Origin of the sequence: Stenotrophomonas sp. PUT21, assembly GCF_052232875.1 — a bacterium.
In the GTDB taxonomy this organism is placed as follows: domain Bacteria; phylum Pseudomonadota; class Gammaproteobacteria; order Xanthomonadales; family Xanthomonadaceae; genus Stenotrophomonas; species Stenotrophomonas maltophilia_N.
The window spans coordinates 3965001-3982983 of the sequence record NZ_CP197645.1 but is presented as its reverse complement, the minus strand read 5'-3'; the positions used below and the strand labels follow the sequence as shown (position 1 = coordinate 3982983).

The following is a 17983-nucleotide window of genomic DNA, read 5'->3' as shown; positions in this document are numbered from 1 at the left end:
CTTACCTCGCGGCCGTGCCGGTGGCCACGGCGTCGGCATTCCAGCCGCCGCCGAGCACCAGGAACAACTGGATCTGGTCGCGCGAGACCTGTGCCTGCGCCTCGGCAAGCGTCGCATCGGCGCTGGCCAGGCTGCGGTCCGCGTCCAAGCTGGCCAGGTAAGGCGTGCGCCCGCCCTGGTAGAGGCGACGGTTCTGGCTGGCGGCCAGATCGGCCTGCTGCTGCGCCTGCTGCAGGAACTGCAGGCGCTGCAGGTCCTGCGCATAGCGGCTCAGCGCGGTCTGGGTTTCACGCAGGGCCTGCAGCACGCTGTGGTCGAACTCGGCCAGCGCGGCATCGGCACCGGCTTCGGTGGCGTGGATGCGGGCATGCGTGCCGGAGGAGGGCAGCGTCCAGGAGATCAGCGGGCCGATCGACCACTGCTGGGTCAGCGGCGTGCCGAAGTCTTCCAGCAGGCCGGCGGCGCCCACCGAGGCACCGAGGCGGATGTCCGGGTAGAGCTCGGCGGTGGCCACGCCGATCCGCGCCGTGGCGGCAGCGAGCTTGCGCTCGGCCTGGCGGATGTCCGGGCGACGTTGCAGCAGCGCGCGGCCATCGCCGATCGGCAGCGCCTGGGCCAGGGTCGGGGCCTGGCTGCAGTCGCTCACGCCGTCGGGCAGTTGCCCCGGGGTGCGGCCGAGCAGGGCCGCCAACTGGTATTCGGAGGCCTGGCGGTGCGCGCGCAGCGGCGGCAATGCGGCCTGCAGCATCGCCACCTGGGCGTTGGCGCGGGCCAGCTCGGGCGGGGTGCCGCGGCCGGCCGTGATCAAGCGCTGGGTGACCTCGCGGCTGCGCTGCTGCAGTTGCAGCGAGTGCTCAGCCACATGCAGTTCGTGGTTGGCGTGGCAGATGTCGACATAGCTGCCGGCCACCTGCGCCACCAGCGATACGCGCGCCAGGTCCATTGCGGCGGCAGTGGCCTGCTCGTCGGCATGCGCGGCCTCGGAGGCGCGCTTGAGCTTGCCGAACAGATCGAACTGATAGGAGACCGCGAACTTGCCGTCGGCCAGGTTGATCGGCGGCAGTTCGTGTTCCAGCAGGAACGATTCGGCCGACAGCTGCGCGCGGCTCACGCCGGCCTCGGCCTCGTACTCGACGCCACCGGCATCCAGCGCCTGTTCGTACACGGCGGCGGCGCGGCGCAGGTTGGCATCGGCGACCTTCAGTTCCACGTTGTCGCGCAGCGCCTGCTGCACCAGCGCGTTGAGGGTGTCGTCCTGGTACAGCTCCCACCAGCGTGCGGGCAGCGCGGCGCCGGCGGCGACCTGCGGGTTGCCGGTGTCGAGGAAGGCGGCATTCGCCTCCGGCCGCTGGAAGGCGGACCCGGCCGGCACGGCATAGTCCGGGCCGACCGTGCGGCAGGCGGCCAGCGTGGTCAGCGCCAGCCCCAGCGCGATGCGGTGCAGCGCCGGGCGGTTCACAGGGCCGTCCGGGCCGGTTGCACCGGCGTGGCCGGGGCGGGGTCCGGCTGGATGGTGACGGTGGCGGTCCGCCCGGCGATCAGGTTCACGCCGGCCGGCACGCGGTCGATATGGATGCGTACCGGGATGCGCTGCGCCAGCCGAACCCAGTCGAAGGCCGGGGTGACGTTCGGCAGCAGGCTGCTGCCTTCGCTGCGGTAACGGTCTTCGATGCCGGCGGCGATGCTCTGCACGTGGCCCTGCAACGGCTGCGCTTCGCCCATCAGGCGGATGTCGACCTTCTGGCCGGCATGCACGCCCTGCAGGCGGGTTTCCTCGAAGTAGCCATCCACGCGGAACGAGCCGGTATCGAGCACGGCCATCACCGGGCGCCCGGCGGTCACGTAGTCACCGGCACGCACGGTGCGGTCGTTGACGTGGCCATCGCTCGGGCTGCGCACTTCAGTGCGCGCCAGGTTGAGCTTGGCCAGGTCGACCGCGGCCTGCGCGGTGGCCATCGAGGCCTGGGCGGCGAGCAGCTTGGCGCGGCGCACTTCGGCGTCCTCGGCAGCGACCAGATCCTGCAGGCTGCGGTCGCGCGCGATCTCGCGGCGCAACTGGTCCAGCGTGGCGCGGCGCTCGCCCAAGGCGGCCTGGGCCTGCTCCAGTGCGATCTCATAGCGCGCGCGGTCGACCACGAACAGCACCTCACCGCGCTTGACCGGCTGGTTGTCGGCGACCTTCACCGCTTCCACCAGCCCGGACACGTCCGGCGCGACCTGCACCACGTCGGCGCTGACATGCGCATCGCGCGTCCACGGTTCGTCCATGTAGTACGCCCACAGGTGGCGCAGCACCAGTACGGCGGCCACCACGGCCACGACGGTCAACACGACCGGGAATGTCTGCTTGAGGATCTTGTTCACGATTGCATCCAACGCATCAGGGAAAACAACCCGCCGAGCACGATCACGTACACGGCCAGGTTGAACAGGGCGGGGTGCCAGATGTGGCGGTAGGCGCCGGTGCGCTGCAGGACCACGCGCAACCCGCTCTTGAGCAGGTAGGCAAGCAGCATCAGCCCGAGCAGGGTCGGGACGAACACACCATAGAGACTGAATTCACCGTACATCGAGGCAAAGGATTCACAGGGGAGCGGAAAGGGGATCGCCCGGCGTCGAGGGACGACACCGGGCGGTACAACGGGGGAACAGGCTTACGTCACGCGGTCGGCAGCATCGGCCAGCAGCTGCCACAGCTTCAGCACGGTGCGCAGTTCATCCATGGACAGCTCGCCGAACACATCCTGGCGCAGGCCGATCAGCTGGGTTTCCAGCTCGCTGACCAGCGCCTCGCCTTTGTCGGTCAGCCACAGCAGGTTGGCGCGGCGGTCGCTGGCGTCGCATTCGCGGCGGACCAGATTGCTGGCGGCCAGCTTGTCCAGCAGGCGCACCAGCGAGGGCCCTTCCATGCCCAGCTGGTGAGCCAGCGCCACCTGGCGGATACCGCCGCCGGCGCGCCCGATCATCAGCAGCGGCATGGTGCAGGCGGCCGAGATGCCGTAGCTGCCCAGGGCTTGGTCGGCCAGGCGCTGCCACTGCCGCCCTGCATAGAGCAGGCCGGAACTGAGCTGCATCTGCAGCTGGGTGCGTTCGTCGAGGGATCGGTTCATTAGAATAGATAGGATACTACTAATTCGTCTCCTATCAATACCCGTGGCACAACCGCGGCCCAATGAACGCGTGGCCCGATCCGGCCCGCGCCTCCCGGCGCAGGACGCCCGAGGGGTCTGTCGGGTACGATGCTCGCCCCCCTTCGGGTGCTGTATGTAATGAGCAAGCAAGACAACGACGCCAACCCCGTCACCCAGGCCGAGGCCGAATCGGCGGTGCGCACCCTGCTGCGCTGGGCCGGTGAAGATCCGACCCGTGAAGGCCTGCTGGATACCCCGCGCCGCGTCGCCGAAGCCTATGGCGACTGGTTCAGCGGCTACCGCGATGACCCGCGCGCCTACATGGAGCGGACCTTCGAGGAAGTGGCCGGCTACGACGAACTGATCGTGCTGCGCGACATCGAGTACGAAAGCCACTGCGAACACCACATGGCGCCGATCATCGGCCGCGTGCACGTCGGCTATCTGCCGGCCGGCAAGGTGGTGGGCATCAGCAAGCTGGCCCGCGTGGTCGAAGCGTACGCACGCCGCTTCCAGGTCCAGGAAAAGATGACCGCGCAGATCGCCCAGTGCATCCAGGACGTCCTGCAGCCGGTCGGCGTGGGTGTGGTGGTGGAAGGTGCGCACGAGTGCATGACCACCCGCGGCATCCACAAGCGCGGCGTCAGCATGGTCACCTCCAAGATGCTGGGCAGCTTCCGCGAGGACGCGCGCACACGCGCCGAGTTCCTGCGTTTCATCGAAGTGGGCGGCAAGCGCTGATTCCCCGCGCTGTCGCGCGCGGCCGGCAGGTGCCGGGCTTCGGCCCGGCCCTGTGGGCGCGTGCGCGTCCCGTTTCCCTCCCGGCCGCTGCGACCCGCGCGGCCCGTCTTCCCGTATCCGGTCTCGAATGAAGCATCGCGAGCGCATTACCCGTTACCGCCACCTGCGCGAACAGTCGCAGTGGAAGCTGCTGGCGGCCGATCACGCGCCGGAGATCATCGGCCTGCTGCAGAGCCTGCTGATGCAGGACGAGCGCACCCTGTCCACCGCGGTGCTGCACGAACGCCTGCAGCGCGCGCTGGATGATCTGAAGGCCGATGAACTCTCGCGCGAGCTGCCGCGCACCGCGCAGGCCTACATCGCCCACTGGCTGGCCCAGGGCTGGCTGGAACGCCGCCTGCCTGAAGGTGCCGACCAGGAGCAGTACGAACTGTCCACCCAGGCCGCGCAGGCGATCCGCTTCGCCGACAGCCTGGAGCAGGCGCGCGCTGCCGCCACCGAGAGCCGCTTGGCACTGGTGATCGAGCAGCTCTCGCAGCTGGCCGCGCTGACCGAATCCAATCCGGACGCACGCCTGTCCGCGCTGCGCGACGAGCGCGACCGCATCGATGCCGAGATCGCCCGCGTCAGCGGCGGCAAGGTGTCCTCGCTGGATGGCAAGCGCGCGCTGGAACGGACCCGCCAGATCATCGGCCTGGCCGACGAACTGACCGAAGATTTCCGCCGCGTGCGCGATGACTTCGAACGCCTCAACCGCGAATTCCGCGAACGCATCATCGATGACGAAGGCGAGCGCGGCGACGTGCTGTCCAAGCTATTCGAAGGCGTGGACGTGATCGGCGACAGCGATGCCGGGCGCAGCTTCGACGCGTTCTGGCGCCTGCTCAACGATGCCGAACAGAGCGCCCAGCTCGACGCCGCGCTGGAGACCGTGCTCGCACGCGGCTTCGCCCGCAAGCTGGACCGCACCGAACGCACCTTCCTGCGCGGCTTCACCACCACCATGCTCGAGCGCGGCAGCCAGGTCCACGATGTGCTGCAGCACTTCGCGCGCAGCCTGCGTGGCTTCGTGCAGAGCCGCGGCTACCTGGAACAGCGCCGTCTCAACCAGCTGCTCAAGCAGGCCCAGGGCGAGGCGCTGGGCCTGCGCGACCACATCCCGGCCCAGCGCAGCATCGGCCGCGACCTGCAGCTGACCACCAGCCGCCTGCGCTCGCTGTCGCAGTGGAAACTGCACGACCCGCGCCAGGCGCAGGTCGATGGCAGCGTGCAGCGGAACGACACCGCCGCGATCTCGCTGGAGAGCGTCGGCGATCTGGTGGCGGCCTCGGAAATCGACTTCCGCACCCTGCGCCGCGATCTGCACGATCTGCTCGGCGAGCAGCCGCGGCTGTCGATCGCGCAGGTGCTTGAACACCGCGAGGCCCCGCAGGGGCTGGGCAGCATCATCGGTTACCTCTCTCTTGGCACCCGCCACGGCGAGGTTGCCACCGATCAACAGGAGATCGCGCAATGGCGCGGCGGCGACGGCCACTGGCGTCGCGCCCGCATTCCGCTGATCTGGTTCACCCAGGAGAAACGCCATGAGCTGGCATGAACAATCCACCGACACCCCGATCGACGGCGGCGCCCACGAGCACGACGACGAACCGGTCGTGGTGACGCCCGTCCTGCGTCGCAGCAATGACGTGTACTACATGGGCGACACCGGCCGGCTGCCGCTGGATGGGCGCCGCGCGCTGTGCCAGCTGCTGATCGGCCCGAGCATCGACCAGTTGCGGCACGCCAAGCTGTGGCCGGCGCTGATCCGCAGTGAAGCGGCGATCCGCTCGGCGCTCTCGGACCTGTTCCTGGAGCTGGTGCTGGACCGCGAGAGCGGCGTAGCTTTCACCCGCCAGGCCGACACCGAAGATATCGACGCGCCGGTGCTGCTGCGTACCTCGCCGCTGACCTTCATCGATTCGGTGCTGCTGCTGCACCTGCGCCAGCAGCTGGCCGAAGCCGATGCACGCGGCGTGCGCGCGGTGGTCGAGGATGGCGAACTGGCCGAAGCACTGGCCGTGTACGAGCGCCACCTGTCCACCGACCGCGCCGGCTTCAACCGCCGTGTCGCCAGTGCCGTGCAGAAGATGAAGGACAACCACATCCTCACCCGCCTCGGCGGTGACGATGCGCGTCATGAAGTCTCGCCGGCACTGAAACTGATGTTCTCCGCCGAAGATGTCGCCGCCCTGGCCCAGGTGTACCGCCGCCTGCGCGAAGCGCCGGCCGACCTCGACGCCTGAGCGCGCGCCCGCGCGCCGCTGCCCTGCCTGGATTGCTAGCCCTGCCATGACCGTCCACATTCCCGCACCCGCCCTGTTCCCCGGCGACCAGCCCGACCCGCGCGCGCAGCAGTTCCGCATGCGCCGCCTGCAGGTCCACAACTGGGGCACCTTCTCCGGCCTGACCGAAGTGCCGATCGCCGAACGTGGCTTCCTGTTCGTCGGCCGCTCCGGCTCGGGCAAGTCCACGCTGCTCGATGCGATGTCCGCGCTGCTGGTGCCGCCGGCCCTGGTCGACTTCAACGCCGCCGCGCGCGAAGCCGAACGCAGTGGCCGCGACCGCAACCTGGTCTCCTACGTGCGTGGCGCCTGGGCCGACCAGCAGGACAGCGGCACCGGCGAGATCGCCACCCAGTACCTGCGCAAAGGCGCCACCTGGACCGCGCTGGTGCTGGAATACCGCAGCAATGACGGCCGCATCGTCAGCCTGGTGCGCCTGTTCTGGATCGCCGGCAACGGCGCGGCCGCGGCCGATGTGCGCAAGCACTACATGGTCGCCGAGCGCAGTTTCGACATCGCGCGCGACCTCGGCGGCTTCGACCTGGACCTGCGCAAGCTCAAGCAGCGCCTGGGCGATGTGCATCACTTCGACAGCTTCGCCAGCTATGCCGAACGGTTCCGCCACGTGCTCGGGATCGAGAACGAGATGGCGCTGCGCCTGCTGCACAAGACCCAGTCGGCGAAGAACCTCGGCGACCTGAATGTGTTCCTGCGCGACTTCATGCTCGACGCACCGCGCACCTTCGATGCCGCCGAGCGGCTGGTCGATGATTTCGCCGAACTGGATGGCGCCCACCAGGCGGTGGTCACCGCGCGCCGCCAGGTCGAAACCCTGCTGCCCGCACGCGGGCATTACGCCGATCTGCAGGCGCTGCGCCGCCAGCGCGAAGACCTGGACGAAATGAAGCTGGGCATCGACGGCGTGCGCGAGCAGCGTCGCCTGGCCCTGCTGGAGGCGCGCTTGCTGGAACTGGACACCCGCGACCGCGGTCTGTCCGGTGAAGAAGGCCAGCGCCGCAGTGCGCTGGAGAACCATGAAAGCCACCTCGCCGAACTGGAGGCGCAGCGTCGCCAGCAGGGCGGCGAGCGCATCGAAGAGCTGGAGCGCGAGCAGGGCCGTGTGGCCCAGGAACGCGACCGCCGCCTGGCCAAGCGCAGCCAGGCCAACCACGCCAGCCGTGAGCTCGGCGAAACCCTGGCCGAGACCGCGCACGGGTTCGCCGAACAGCTGGCCCGGGCCCAGGCGCGCCTGGACGACGGCCAGCGTGCTGCGGCGGAACTGGACGAAGCCATCGCCGAGCGCATGGGCGGCAAGCGCGACGACGAACGCCGCTTCGCCGAGGTGCGTTCGGAACTGGAAGCGCTCAAGCGCACCCCGTCCAGCATTCCCGCGCCGATGCAGCAGCTGCGCGCGCGCCTGAGCAGCGATACCGGCATTCCCGAGGCGGCGCTGCCGTTCGTGGGCGAACTGCTGCAGGTCCGCGACGAAGACGCCGCGTGGCAGGGCGCCATCGAGCGCGTGCTGCACGGCTTCGCGCAGTCGCTGCTGGTCGATGAGCGCCACCATGCCCAGGTCTCGGAGTGGATCAACCAGACCCACCTCGGTACCCGCCTGGTCTATTACCGCGTGCGCCGCAACGACGATGCCCTGCACGGCCGCGAGCCCGGTGCACGCTCGCTGCTGCACAAGCTGGTGCTGCGCGAGCATGGCTATGCCGGTTGGCTGCGCCGCGAGCTGGGCAAACGCTTCGACTACGAATGCGTGGATGCACGCCACCTGCGCGATACCGACCGCGGCATCACCAAGGAAGGCCAGGTCAAGCACCCGGGCGAGCGCTTCGAAAAGGACGACCGCCACAACATCAGCGACCGCCGCCGCTGGCTGCTCGGCTTCAACAACCGCGACAAGCTGGATCTGTACGAGCGAGAAGCGATCGAACTGGCCCAGCGCATCGCCGCCTGCGACAGCGACGTGGCCGGCCTGCGCGCGCAGCGCGAGCACGAGGGCAAGGCCCGTCTGGCCTGCCATCAGCTGTGCACGCTGGGCTGGGATGAGATCGATGTGGCCGCACCGTTGCAGCGCCTGGACGACATCGCCCAGGCCCTGCACGACCTGCGCGAAGGCAATGCCGATCTGCGCAAGCTGGGCGAACAGATCGAGAAGACCCGGGCCGATGTGGCCCAGGCCAAGCGCACCTATGAAGACGTGCGCGTGGAGCGCGGCCAGCTTGGCCGTGAACACGAACGCCTGGAGCGGCTGCATGAGCAGTGCGCGCCGCTGGCCAAGCGCGTGGTCACGCCCCTGCAGCAACAGGGCCTGGACGAACGCCTCAAAGCGCTCGGCGTGCTCAGCCTGGAGAACCTGGAAGCCCACTTCCGGCAGATCAGCAACACGCTCAACGAACAGCTCGGCGGCTCCCAGGCCGAACACAACCGGCTGGAGAACCTGCTGCTGGGCTGCTTCCGCCGCTACTGCCAGGCCTGGCCGGAAGACAGCGGTGACTTCACCGTCAGCCTGTCCAGCGCCGAAGACTTCCTGGCCCGCCTGCAGCGGCTGGAGAACGACGGCCTGCCGCAGCACGAGGCACGCTTCTTCGATCTGCTGCAGAGCCAGAGCAAGAACAACCTGCTGGCCCTGCAGCGCCACACCGCCGAGGCGCGCAAGTCGATCGCCCAGCGTCTGGACGAAGTCAATGCCTCGCTGGAGCAGGTGCCGTTCAACCGCGGCACCCTGCTGACCATCGAACTCACCGACCGCCGCCTGCCCGAAGTGCTGGATTTCCACCAGCGCCTGCGCGACGTGCTGTCCCAACAGCAGACCGAGCAGCGCGAACTGGCCGAAGCGCAGTTCGCGGTGCTGCGTGAGCTGGTCGCCAAGCTCGGCTCGCAGGAAGGCGAGGACAAGCGCTGGCGCGAGCTGGTGCTGGACGTGCGCCTGCACGTGGAATTCGTCGGCGTCGAACTCGACGCCGCCACCCGTCAGCAGGTCGAGATCTACCGCAGCGGTGCAGGCAAGTCCGGCGGCCAGCGCCAGAAGCTGGCCACCACCTGCCTGGCGGCCGCGCTGCGCTACCAGCTCGGCGGCGCCGACGGCCAGCTGCCCAGTTACGCGGCGGTGGTGCTCGATGAAGCCTTCGACAAGGCCGACAACGAGTTCACCGCGCTGGCGATGAACATCTTCGACAACTTCGGGTTCCAGATGGTCGTGGCCACCCCGCTGAAGTCGGTGATGACGCTGGAGCCGTTCATCGGGGGCGCCTGCTTCGTGGAGATCAGCGGTCGTCACGACTCCGGCGTGCTGCTGATCGAGTACGACGACGAGGGCAAGCGCCTGAAGCTGCCCGAGCGCGCCCGTGCCGGCGGTGAGGCCGCGGTGGCGCCGGCAGCGGCCGTGACCGCAGCGCCGGACGTGGTCGAGGTGCCCGAAACGGCGGCCGACGCGGTGATCGCCGAACCGCACGCCGGGCAGGCCGACGCCGCCACAACGGCGCTGGACGCACCGGTACCGGCATCGCGCCCGAAGAAAGCCGCGGCCAAGGCGCCGGCAAAGAAAGCCGCCAGCAAGGTGGCCAGCAAAGCAGCCCCCAAGGCCGCCGCCAAGAAGCCGGCCAGGCCCAAGCGCTGAGCAATCGGCGGGTCAGCCCCAGGGCTGACCCGTCCTGCTAACCGGCGAAGGTATCCCAGCCCATCCGGGCGATCAGCACCACCACCAGGCCGACGAACAACTTGCGGATGAAGGGCGTGCCGCCGCGCAGGGCCATCCGCGTGCCGACCACCGAGCCGATGATGTTGGCCGCGGCCATCGGCAGCGCGAACAGCCACAGGATGTTGCCGGTCGGCACGAAGAACGAGATCGCCGCCACGTTGGTCGCCAGGTTCACCACCTTGGAGGCGGCCGAGGCGCGCAGGAAGTCCAGCCCGAAGAAACGCACGAACAGGAAGATCAGGAAGCTGCCGGTGCCGGGCCCGAAGAAGCCGTCGTAGAACCCGATCACCGCACCGATCGCCAGTGCGGTCACCAGCTCCTTGCGGCCGATCTCGCGCGGGCGGTGCAGGGCACCGAAGTCCTTCTTCCACAGCGTGTAGCCGAGCATCGCCACCAGCAGCACCAGCACCAGCGGGCGTACCGCGTCCTTGGGCAGCAGGCTGACGGCCGTGGCCCCGGCGAAGGAGAACACGAAGGCCGTGCCCGCGGCGAACAGTACCGGCCGCCACGGGAAGCGCACATTGCGCGCATAGCGGAATGCCGCGGCGGCCGTGCCGAACATCGAGCTGAACTTGTTGGTGCCGAACAGCATCGCCGGCGTGTGCTGCGGCAGGACGGTGAACAACCCGGGCAACTGCACCAGCCCACCGCCACCGACGGCGGCATCGACCAGGCCGGCGATGAAGGCGATCGCCACCAACCACAACAGCTCAGGGGGAACCAGCTCAAGCACGGCGGCACATCGCGGCAGAAGGCGCGCCAGCATACGCCCCGTCATCGCGCGACAATACCCCCATGACCACCGCCAACTCCGATCCCTGTCCCTGCGGCCGCCCGCAGGCCTACAGCACCCGCTGCGGCTGCTACCACGCCGGCACACCCGCTCCGGATGCCGAAGCGCTGATGCGCTCGCGCTACAGCGCTTACGTGCGCCACCTGGCCGAGTACCTGCTGGCCAGCTGGCACCCGTCCACGCGCCCGGCCGAGCTGTCGCTGGAGGAAGCACCCGGGCAGCGCACCCAGTGGCTGGGGCTGACGATCCAGGACCACACGCAGTCAGATCCGGACCACGCCCAGGTCCTTTTTCTGGCCCGCTACAAGGTCGGCGGCGGCAGCGCGGTGAAGATGCGCGAGCACAGCCGCTTCGTGCGCGAAGACGGCCGCTGGTTCTATCTCGACGCGCTGCCCTGAGCCAGCGCCGCCGTGCGCACCGCCACGGCACCCTGCTGGCCATGGGCGCGCACACAGTTGCGGCCGGCGTCCTTGGCCGCGTACAGCGCCTGGTCGGCCGCTTTGATCACGCCCTGCGGGCTGTCAGCCACCCGGCTGTCGGCCACGCCGATGCTCACCGTCACCTGCACCACCGCGCCACTGCCACCGCGTCCGCGCTGCAGCTGCCCCACCGCATCGTCGCGGCTGCGCGCGGCGCGGTCGCGCAGGTGCATCCGCGCGCCTTCGATCGTCGCGCGGATCTCCTCCACCGCCGCCACACAGGCCGGGGCTGGGCGATCCAGGAACACCAGTGCGAATTCCTCGCCGCCGTAGCGGAACGCGCGGCCCCCGCCGCCGATCCCGGCCAGGCGCGCGGCCACCAGCTTGAGCACGTCATCACCGGCATCGTGGCCGTGGGTATCGTTGAAGCGCTTGAAGTGATCCACATCCACCATCGCGATGGTGTAGGTGGGCCCCACCCGCTGCAGGCATTCGTTGAATGCGCGGCGGCCGGGCAGCCCGGTGAGTTCATCGCGGAAGGCCATGTGGAAGGCCTCCTGCAGCATCGCCGAAACAATCAACAGCAGCGCCATGCAGCTGACCGCCGGCAGCAGCGCGGGCGAGACGAACACCCGCGGCAGCATCCACCACAGGCAGAGCAGGGCGATCAGCAGGGCGGTGTGCAGCGGCCGCGGCTGGTGCCAGGCCTGTACCCCCAGCGCGAGCGTTGCCACCATGAACAACAGCGCCGGCAGCTGCGCCAGCGCGTTCCAGCCGCTCGGCAGCCACGCCAGGTGTCGATCCGACAGCAGTGCCTGCATGCCGTCCGGGCCCTGGGCGGCCAACAGCAGGAAAACCCCCAGCGCCGTGCCGCTGACCACGCCGCGCAGCAGCAGGTCCTGGCGCAGCCGCCCGCGCTCGGGCCACAGCCCATGCACCAGGAACAGCAGCGGCAACCACCACGACACGGCATGAAAAATCAGCGGCGTGTGGTCCGAGATCACGCCCTCACGCAGGAACGTACCGACCACCCCGTGCAGCAGCGCGAAGGCCAGTGCGACCGCCAGCATCAGACAGACCGCCCGCACGCGGGCGTAGATCAACGCCAGCCCGATGCCCAGGCAGGCCAGCACCAGCGGCAGCAGGCGGTGCACAGGATTGCCGACCTCGGCCGCCGGCGTGGCGCCCCACAGGCCCACGGCCACCAGCACGGCAGGCAGCACGAACAGATAGTGGCTGGGCTGGCGTAGCAGGTGCGTCCGCAAGAAGGGGTCCACGTCGTGGGCCGGCGCGCCGTGGCTGCAGCGTGCAAACCGGACAACACAGGCAGGGAGTCTCCCCCGATAGCGGCCCGCGCGCATTCAACTTGAGCGCTGTCACCGCAGCGATGCCCTGCCATGACGTGACACTCACCCCGGCTGGCCGATCCTGATCGCGATGAATACCGCCGTCGCTGCCGCACCACCGCTCACTGCCGTCCCGCCCGCGTCGCTGGCCGCCCGTTACGCTGGCGTGCGCGCCCGCACGGTCGCGCTGGCCGCCCCGCTGAGCGCTGAGGACGCCATGGTGCAGAGCATGGCCGATGCCAGCCCGGCCAAATGGCACCTGGCCCACACCACCTGGTTCTTCGAGCGCTTCGTGCTCGCCACCCGGCCCGGCTACGCCCCGATCGATGCGGACTGGCATTACCTGTTCAACAGCTATTACCAGAGCATCGGCCCGGCGCATGCGCGTCCGCAGCGCGGGCTGCTCTCGCGCCCGTCACTGGATGAGGTGCTGCATTTCCGCGCCGAGATCGACCAGCGCGTGATCACCGCACTGCAGGCCGGCAGCCTGAGCGAACAGGCCCAGCATCAGCTGCTGCTCGGCCTGCATCACGAGCAGCAGCACCAGGAGCTGCTGCTGACCGATATCAAGCACGCGTTCTGGTCCAACCCGCTGCAGCCGGCCTACCGGGAGGATCTGGCGGTGGCACCGGCCCGTGCGCTGCCGCTGCGGTGGCTCAGCAGTCCCGAGCGGATCGTGGAGATCGGCGCGCCGGTCTGGCCCACCCAGCCCACATTCGCCTATGACAACGAATCGCCTGTACACCGCGCGTTGGTCCCGGCGCATGCGCTGGCCAACCGCCCGGTCAGCAATGAGGAGTACCGGCGGTTCGTGCAGGCCGGTGGCTACCGCGAGCCGCGCTGGTGGATGAGTGAAGGGTGGACGCTGTGCCAGGACCAGCATTGGCAGCATCCGCTGTACTGGGATGACGCACTGGAGCGCGAGTTCACCCTGGGGGGCTGGCGCCCGCTCGATCCGCACGCACCGGTCTGCCACCTCAGTTACTTCGAAGCCGACGCCTACGCGCGCTGGCAGGAGGCCCGTCTGCCCACCGAGTTCGAATGGGAGGCGGCCACCGCCGGTCGCCCGCTGCGGGGTCGCTTCGCCGATGCCGATCAGTTCCACCCCGGTGGGGCCGAAGAGGACGGCGACATCGTTCAATTGTTCGGCGATGTCTGGGAATGGACCAGCAGCGCCTACGGGCCATATCCGGGCTTCCGCACCTTCCCGGGCAACCTGGGCGAGTACAACGGCAAGTTCATGTGCGGGCAGTGGGTGCTGCGCGGGGGCAGCTGTGCCACCCCGGCCGATCATCTGCGCGCCAGCTACCGCAATTTCTTCGCACCGTCGGCCCGGTGGCAGTTCGCCGGCCTGCGCCTGGCCCGGGACATCGCATGAGTTCGGTCCGTGATGCACTCGAGGCGTTGACCGATCTGCAGCCGGACCGTGATCAGATCACCGCCGACATCCTGCGCGGCCTCTCGTCCACGCCGCGGCAGCTGCCGTCCAAGTATTTCTACGATGCGCAGGGCTCGGCGCTGTTCGAGCAGATCACCCAGCAGCCGGAGTACTACCCGACCCGCACCGAGCTGCAGCTGCTGCAGGAGTGCGCGCGCGACATCGCCAAGGTGGTCGGGCCCCGCGTGCATGTGGTCGAACTGGGCAGCGGCAGCGGGCGCAAGACCGAACTGCTGCTGCATGCGCTGCGCGACCCCGTGGCCTACACCCCGATCGAGATCTCCCGCGCCGCGCTGCTGGACAGCATCACCCGGCTGGCCCCCTCGCTGCCGGAGATCGAAATGCTGCCGGTCTGCGCGGATTTCACCCAGCCGGTGCAGTTGCCGTCACCGCAGCGCGAGCCGGCACGCCACCTGGTGTTCTTCCCCGGTTCGACGCTGGGCAACTTCGCCCATGACGATGCCATCGCACTGTTGAAGGCGATGCGCCAGACCATGGGGCCCGATGGCATGGCCCTGATCGGCATCGACCTGCACAAGGATGCGGGGCTGATCGAGGCTGCCTACAACGATGCCGCCGGCGTCACCGCCGACTTCACCCTGAACCTGCTGCGCCGGCTCAATCGCGACATCGGCAGCGATTTCGATCTGGACGGTTTCCGCCACCGCGCCCGCTACAGCGTGCCGCGCCTGCGCATCGAAACCGAACTGGTCAGCCAGCGCGACCAGCGCGTGCAGGTGGACGGGCAGAGCTTCGCGTTCGCCGAAGGCGAAGCGATGACCGTCGAATACAGCCACAAGTACACCGATGCGGTGTTCGCGGCGATGGCCGCTGCCGCGGGCCTGCGGGTCAACGCCCACTGGAACGCGACCGATCCCGCCTTCGGCCTGCGCCTGCTGCAGCCGGCCTGATCCGCGCGGCATTGCCGCTATGATGCAGGTCCACTGGCTGCAAGGATTCCGCCAATGCGATGGTTGCCCCTGTTGTTGACTGGGCTGTGGCTCGGCGCACCGTCGCTGGCGGTGGCCGCGCCGGATGCGTTTGCCAGCTGCCTGGTCACGCTCAAAGCGCAGGCCGGCAAGCAGGGCATCCATGCCGAGCGCTTCGACGTGCTCACTGCCGGGCTTACCCCGGATCCCAGCGTGCTGCCCCTGCTCGATGCACAGCCGGAGTTCACCACCCCGCTGTGGGATTACCTGGCCGCCCTGGTGGATAGCCAGCGCGTCGACGATGGACGCGCCCGTCTGGTCGAGCACCGTGATCTGCTGGCCCGCGTGTCGGCCGAGTACGGTGTCGATGCCGCCACCATCGTCGCCGTGTGGGGTGTGGAGAGCGATTACGGCCGCGTGTTCGGCAAGCGCCCGCTGCTGCAGTCGCTGGCCACGCTGTCCTGCGAAGGCCGTCGCCAGCCCTTCTTCCGCGGTGAACTGCTGGCCCTGCTCAGGCTGATCGACGCCGGTGACCTGCGTGCCGAAGGGCTGACCGGTTCGTGGGCCGGCGCCTTCGGCCATACCCAGTTCATGCCGTCCACCTATGCCCGCATCGCGGTCGACGGCGACGGCGATGGACGTCGCGATCTGGTCGCCTCCATTCCCGACGCCCTGGCCTCCACCGCCAACTATCTCAAGAAGGCCGGCTGGCGCACCGGGCAACCGTGGGGCATGGAAGTGAAGATTCCGGCCGGCTTCAATGCCAGCCTGGCCGGCCGCACCCAGCGCAAACCGCTGGCCGACTGGCGCGCGCTGGGCATCCTCCCGGTGGCGGGCGGCGCGTTGGCCCCGGCCGGGCTGCCCGCCGACAGCACGGCCGCCTTGCTGCTCCCGACCGGCGCCAAGGGGCCAGCCTGGCTGGTGTTCCGCAACTACGACGCGATCTACGCGTACAACGCTGCCGAGAGCTACGCCCTGGCGATCGCCACCCTGGCCGACCGCCTGCGCGGTGGTCCGGGCATCGTGGCGGCCTGGCCGACCGACGATCCCGGCATCGGCCGTACCGAACGCCGTGAACTGCAGACCCTGTTGCTGGCCCGCGGCCACGATATCGGCACGGCCGACGGCATGATCGGCACCGCCACCCGGCGCGCCATCCAGACCGAACAGCAGCGCCTGGGCTGGACCCCCGCCGATGGCCGCGCCGGCCAGCGCATCCTTGCCGCCCTGCGCGGCGCCCCTCCTTCGTCACCACCGACCATGCCCGCATCCACCGTGTTCACCCTGCCGCCCAACCACGCCCAGTACGTCCAGTCGCCGGCCGCGCCGCGCGCTGCCCTGCCCAAGGTGCCCGGGCTCAGCCTGGCCGACATCCAGGGCTTCCCTGCCTGGAAGGTCGAGACGCCGTTCGCCACCGCCGCGATCAGCGTGTTCGGCGGCCAATTGCTGTCCTACGTGCCCAAGGGCGGGCAGGACGTGATGTGGCTCTCGCCCAGTGCCCAGCCGCTGCCAACCCCGATCCGTGGCGGCAGCCCCGTGTGCTGGCCGTACTTCGGCCGCCAGGGGCAGGGCAATGACGTGCCCTCGCATGGCTTCGTCCGCAACGTGCCATGGACCCTGCAGCAGGCCCGTCGCGAGGCCGATGGCACCATGGTGCTGACCCTGGCCCCGCCGGTGCTGGAGAACCTGGACCTGCGCCTGCGCATGGAACTGCGGATCGGCCGCACGCTGGAGCAGCGCCTGATCACCGAGAACACCGGCCGCCAACCGGTCGCCTTCACCCAGGCCCTGCACAACTACTTCCATGTCAGCGATGCGATGCAGGTCAGCGTGGAAGGCCTGGACGGCCTGTCCTACCTGGACAAGTTCGAGAACTACGCTGCCCCCCGCCAGCAGCAGGGCGAGTGGAGCCTGCGCGACCCGCGTGATCCGGGCCGCAGCGACCGCATCTATACCCAGGCCGGCGGCCGTTACCTGCTCAAGGACCCGGGCCTGAAGCGCCGCATCGAGATCACCACCACCGGCAGTCGCTCGCTGGTGGCGTGGAATCCGGGCGAGGCGGGCGCGAGCAAGATGGCCGATGTCGGCGCCGGCTGGCGCAACTATGTGTGCCTGGAGGCGGCCAACGCCGGTCCGGACGTGGTGACCCTGGCGCCGGGCGCGCAGCATGTGCTGCAGCAGACCCTGGCGGTTCGCCCGCTATGAGTACCGCGCCGGGCGAGGAGACTGCCGGCAATCCTTATCGCGCGCCCAGCGCCGCCATGCACGAGGCGATGATCGACGCCCAGATCGATGCGGCCGTGGCGGTGCATGACCGCCATCCGTTGCTGGCGAGCGTGGTGGGCGACAACTTCGCGCTGTATGCCCGTCGCTGGCATCTGGATGACGCCGGTGGCCGCTGGCCGCGCCCGTGGCACTGGCCGGCTTTCCTGTTCGGGTTCCACTGGCTTATGTACCGGCGCATGTACCTGGTGGCGTTGGCGGTGCTGATCGCCAATCTCGCCATCGGTACGGCCATGGCCCTGCTGAATCTGGCATGGGTCGGCATCGTGCTGTCGCTGGGACTGCAGGTGTCGCTGGGCATCCTCGGCAATGCACTGTACCGGTGGCATTGCCGCCGCATGGTGGCGCGGACCCAGGCCCGTTTTAGCGGGCAGCCGGAACGGATCAACGCCGAACTGGTACGCCGCGGGGGCACCAGCCGGCTCGCGCTGGGGCTGGGCTTGGCGCTGTTCGTCGTGCTGAGGCTGCTGGAAGGCGCGTGACCGGTCAGCGTGCGGCCGGGCGCGGCCGCAATGCCACCAGACAGATCCCGCCGGCCACCAACCCCCAGAACGCCGAACCGATCCCGGCCAGCGACAGGCCCGAAGCGGTGACCAGGAACGTCACCAGCGCCGCTTCGCGATCGGCCTCCTCGCGCAGGGCCGTGGCCAGGCTGTTGGCGATCGTCCCGAACAGCGCGATGCCGGCCACGCAGGCCACCAGCTCCTTGGGGAAGGCGGCGAACACCGCCGCTACCGTCGCACCGAACAGCCCAACGACGATATAGAAGGCGCCCGCGGCCACCGCGGCGGTGTAACGGCGAGCCGGATCCTCGTGCGCTTCGCGCCCCATGCAGATTGCGGCGGTGATCGCGGCCAGGTTGAGCCCATAGGC

The 17983-nt window shown here is 69.4% G+C and carries 16 protein-coding genes (1 of these 16 running past the window's edge); 9 read left to right on the top strand and 7 right to left on the bottom strand.

The genetic code is table 11. The annotated features are described in order from the left end of the window. Position 1: 1 nt before the first annotated feature. From ACTT2I_RS17870 to ACTT2I_RS17855, 4 genes are all read right to left on the bottom strand, one after another. Positions 2–1459, bottom strand: coding sequence for an efflux transporter outer membrane subunit (locus tag ACTT2I_RS17870; protein ID WP_293978807.1), 1458 nt, complete (start codon positions 1457–1459; stop codon positions 2–4). After that, the gene (locus ACTT2I_RS17865; RefSeq protein ID WP_421100008.1) at positions 1456–2364 is read right to left on the bottom strand and encodes an efflux RND transporter periplasmic adaptor subunit; all 909 of its coding nucleotides are present in this window, start codon (positions 2362–2364) and stop codon (positions 1456–1458) included. Before ACTT2I_RS17865 ends, ACTT2I_RS17870 begins: the two co-directional genes overlap by 4 nt. Continuing rightward, complete coding sequence (locus ACTT2I_RS17860) at positions 2361–2570, bottom strand: DUF1656 domain-containing protein (RefSeq protein ID WP_019183984.1); 210 nt, start codon at positions 2568–2570, stop codon at positions 2361–2363. Before ACTT2I_RS17860 ends, ACTT2I_RS17865 begins: the two co-directional genes overlap by 4 nt. A gap of 84 nt (positions 2571–2654) precedes the next feature. Beyond that, positions 2655–3110, bottom strand: coding sequence for a MarR family winged helix-turn-helix transcriptional regulator (locus ACTT2I_RS17855; RefSeq protein WP_293978816.1), 456 nt, complete (start codon positions 3108–3110; stop codon positions 2655–2657). A gap of 159 nt (positions 3111–3269) precedes the next feature. Between ACTT2I_RS17855 and folE the strand changes: the two genes are divergently transcribed. From folE to ACTT2I_RS17835, 4 genes are all read left to right on the top strand, one after another. Continuing rightward, on the top strand, positions 3270–3872 hold the full coding sequence (gene folE / locus ACTT2I_RS17850; RefSeq protein WP_019183982.1) for a GTP cyclohydrolase I FolE: 603 nt from the start codon (positions 3270–3272) through the stop codon (positions 3870–3872). A gap of 127 nt (positions 3873–3999) precedes the next feature. After that, entirely contained in the window at positions 4000–5469 is a 1470-nt protein-coding gene (locus tag ACTT2I_RS17845) for a DUF3375 domain-containing protein (protein ID WP_421100007.1), read from the top strand. After that, the gene (locus ACTT2I_RS17840; RefSeq protein WP_421100006.1) at positions 5456–6157 is read left to right on the top strand and encodes a DUF4194 domain-containing protein; all 702 of its coding nucleotides are present in this window, start codon (positions 5456–5458) and stop codon (positions 6155–6157) included. The genes ACTT2I_RS17845 and ACTT2I_RS17840 overlap by 14 nt, the downstream gene beginning before the upstream one ends. 46 nt (positions 6158–6203) lie before the next feature. After that, a complete protein-coding gene (locus ACTT2I_RS17835; protein WP_421100005.1) occupies positions 6204–9821 on the top strand; it encodes an ATP-binding protein in 3618 nt (1205 codons plus the stop codon). A 37-nt stretch (positions 9822–9858) separates the two neighbouring features. Here ACTT2I_RS17835 and ACTT2I_RS17830 read toward each other — a convergent pair whose 3' ends face one another. Beyond that, positions 9859–10635: a sulfite exporter TauE/SafE family protein gene (locus tag ACTT2I_RS17830; protein WP_070474219.1), complete on the bottom strand. Its 777-nt coding sequence runs from the start codon at positions 10633–10635 to the stop codon at positions 9859–9861. A gap of 62 nt (positions 10636–10697) precedes the next feature. Between ACTT2I_RS17830 and ACTT2I_RS17825 the strand changes: the two genes are divergently transcribed. After that, on the top strand, positions 10698–11093 hold the full coding sequence (locus ACTT2I_RS17825; RefSeq protein ID WP_421100004.1) for a YchJ family metal-binding protein: 396 nt from the start codon (positions 10698–10700) through the stop codon (positions 11091–11093). On the opposite strand, the gene ACTT2I_RS17820 is transcribed toward ACTT2I_RS17825, so the two are convergent. Next, a complete protein-coding gene (locus tag ACTT2I_RS17820; protein ID WP_421100003.1) occupies positions 11072–12379 on the bottom strand; it encodes a GGDEF domain-containing protein in 1308 nt (435 codons plus the stop codon). The genes ACTT2I_RS17825 and ACTT2I_RS17820 overlap by 22 nt on opposite strands. A gap of 172 nt (positions 12380–12551) precedes the next feature. On the opposite strand from ACTT2I_RS17820, the gene egtB reads away from it, so the two are divergent. From egtB to ACTT2I_RS17800, 4 genes are read left to right on the top strand one after another with little or no spacing between them, the layout of a single operon-like run. Beyond that, positions 12552–13838 carry an ergothioneine biosynthesis protein EgtB gene (gene egtB, locus ACTT2I_RS17815; protein WP_421100002.1) on the top strand — a complete coding sequence of 429 codons (1287 nt, stop codon included), beginning with the start codon at positions 12552–12554 and terminating at the stop codon, positions 13836–13838. Continuing rightward, positions 13835–14809, top strand: a complete 975-nt coding sequence (egtD, locus tag ACTT2I_RS17810) for an L-histidine N(alpha)-methyltransferase (RefSeq protein WP_421100001.1) — start codon at positions 13835–13837, stop codon at positions 14807–14809. The genes egtB and egtD overlap by 4 nt, the downstream gene beginning before the upstream one ends. 54 nt (positions 14810–14863) lie before the next feature. Further along, complete coding sequence (locus tag ACTT2I_RS17805; RefSeq protein ID WP_088435232.1) at positions 14864–17032, top strand: lytic murein transglycosylase; 2169 nt, start codon at positions 14864–14866, stop codon at positions 17030–17032. Then, positions 17029–17592, top strand: coding sequence for a DUF2628 domain-containing protein (locus tag ACTT2I_RS17800; protein ID WP_088435231.1), 564 nt, complete (start codon positions 17029–17031; stop codon positions 17590–17592). Before ACTT2I_RS17805 ends, ACTT2I_RS17800 begins: the two co-directional genes overlap by 4 nt. Positions 17593–17596: 4 nt before the next feature. On the opposite strand, the gene ACTT2I_RS17795 is transcribed toward ACTT2I_RS17800, so the two are convergent. Continuing rightward, positions 17597–17983: the end of a benzoate/H(+) symporter BenE family transporter gene (locus ACTT2I_RS17795; RefSeq protein ID WP_088435230.1), read on the bottom strand. 804 nt of this gene lie beyond the right edge of the window; only the last 387 of its 1191 coding nucleotides appear in the window; its start codon lies off the right edge, out of view; it ends in the stop codon at positions 17597–17599.

Coding starts and splice junctions, on each gene's coding strand:
- ACTT2I_RS17805 (WP_088435232.1), top strand. CDS start 14,864: ATGCGATGGTTGCCCCTGTTGTTGACTGGGCTGTGGCTCGGCGCACCG.
- ACTT2I_RS17845 (WP_421100007.1), top strand. CDS start 4,000: ATGAAGCATCGCGAGCGCATTACCCGTTACCGCCACCTGCGCGAACAG.
- folE (WP_019183982.1), top strand. CDS start 3,270: ATGAGCAAGCAAGACAACGACGCCAACCCCGTCACCCAGGCCGAGGCC.
- egtB (WP_421100002.1), top strand. CDS start 12,552: ATGAATACCGCCGTCGCTGCCGCACCACCGCTCACTGCCGTCCCGCCC.
- ACTT2I_RS17800 (WP_088435231.1), top strand. CDS start 17,029: ATGAGTACCGCGCCGGGCGAGGAGACTGCCGGCAATCCTTATCGCGCG.
- ACTT2I_RS17840 (WP_421100006.1), top strand. CDS start 5,456: ATGAGCTGGCATGAACAATCCACCGACACCCCGATCGACGGCGGCGCC.
- ACTT2I_RS17825 (WP_421100004.1), top strand. CDS start 10,698: ATGACCACCGCCAACTCCGATCCCTGTCCCTGCGGCCGCCCGCAGGCC.
- egtD (WP_421100001.1), top strand. CDS start 13,835: ATGAGTTCGGTCCGTGATGCACTCGAGGCGTTGACCGATCTGCAGCCG.
- ACTT2I_RS17860 (WP_019183984.1), bottom strand. CDS start 2,570: ATGTACGGTGAATTCAGTCTCTATGGTGTGTTCGTCCCGACCCTGCTC.
- ACTT2I_RS17835 (WP_421100005.1), top strand. CDS start 6,204: ATGACCGTCCACATTCCCGCACCCGCCCTGTTCCCCGGCGACCAGCCC.
- ACTT2I_RS17855 (WP_293978816.1), bottom strand. CDS start 3,110: ATGAACCGATCCCTCGACGAACGCACCCAGCTGCAGATGCAGCTCAGT.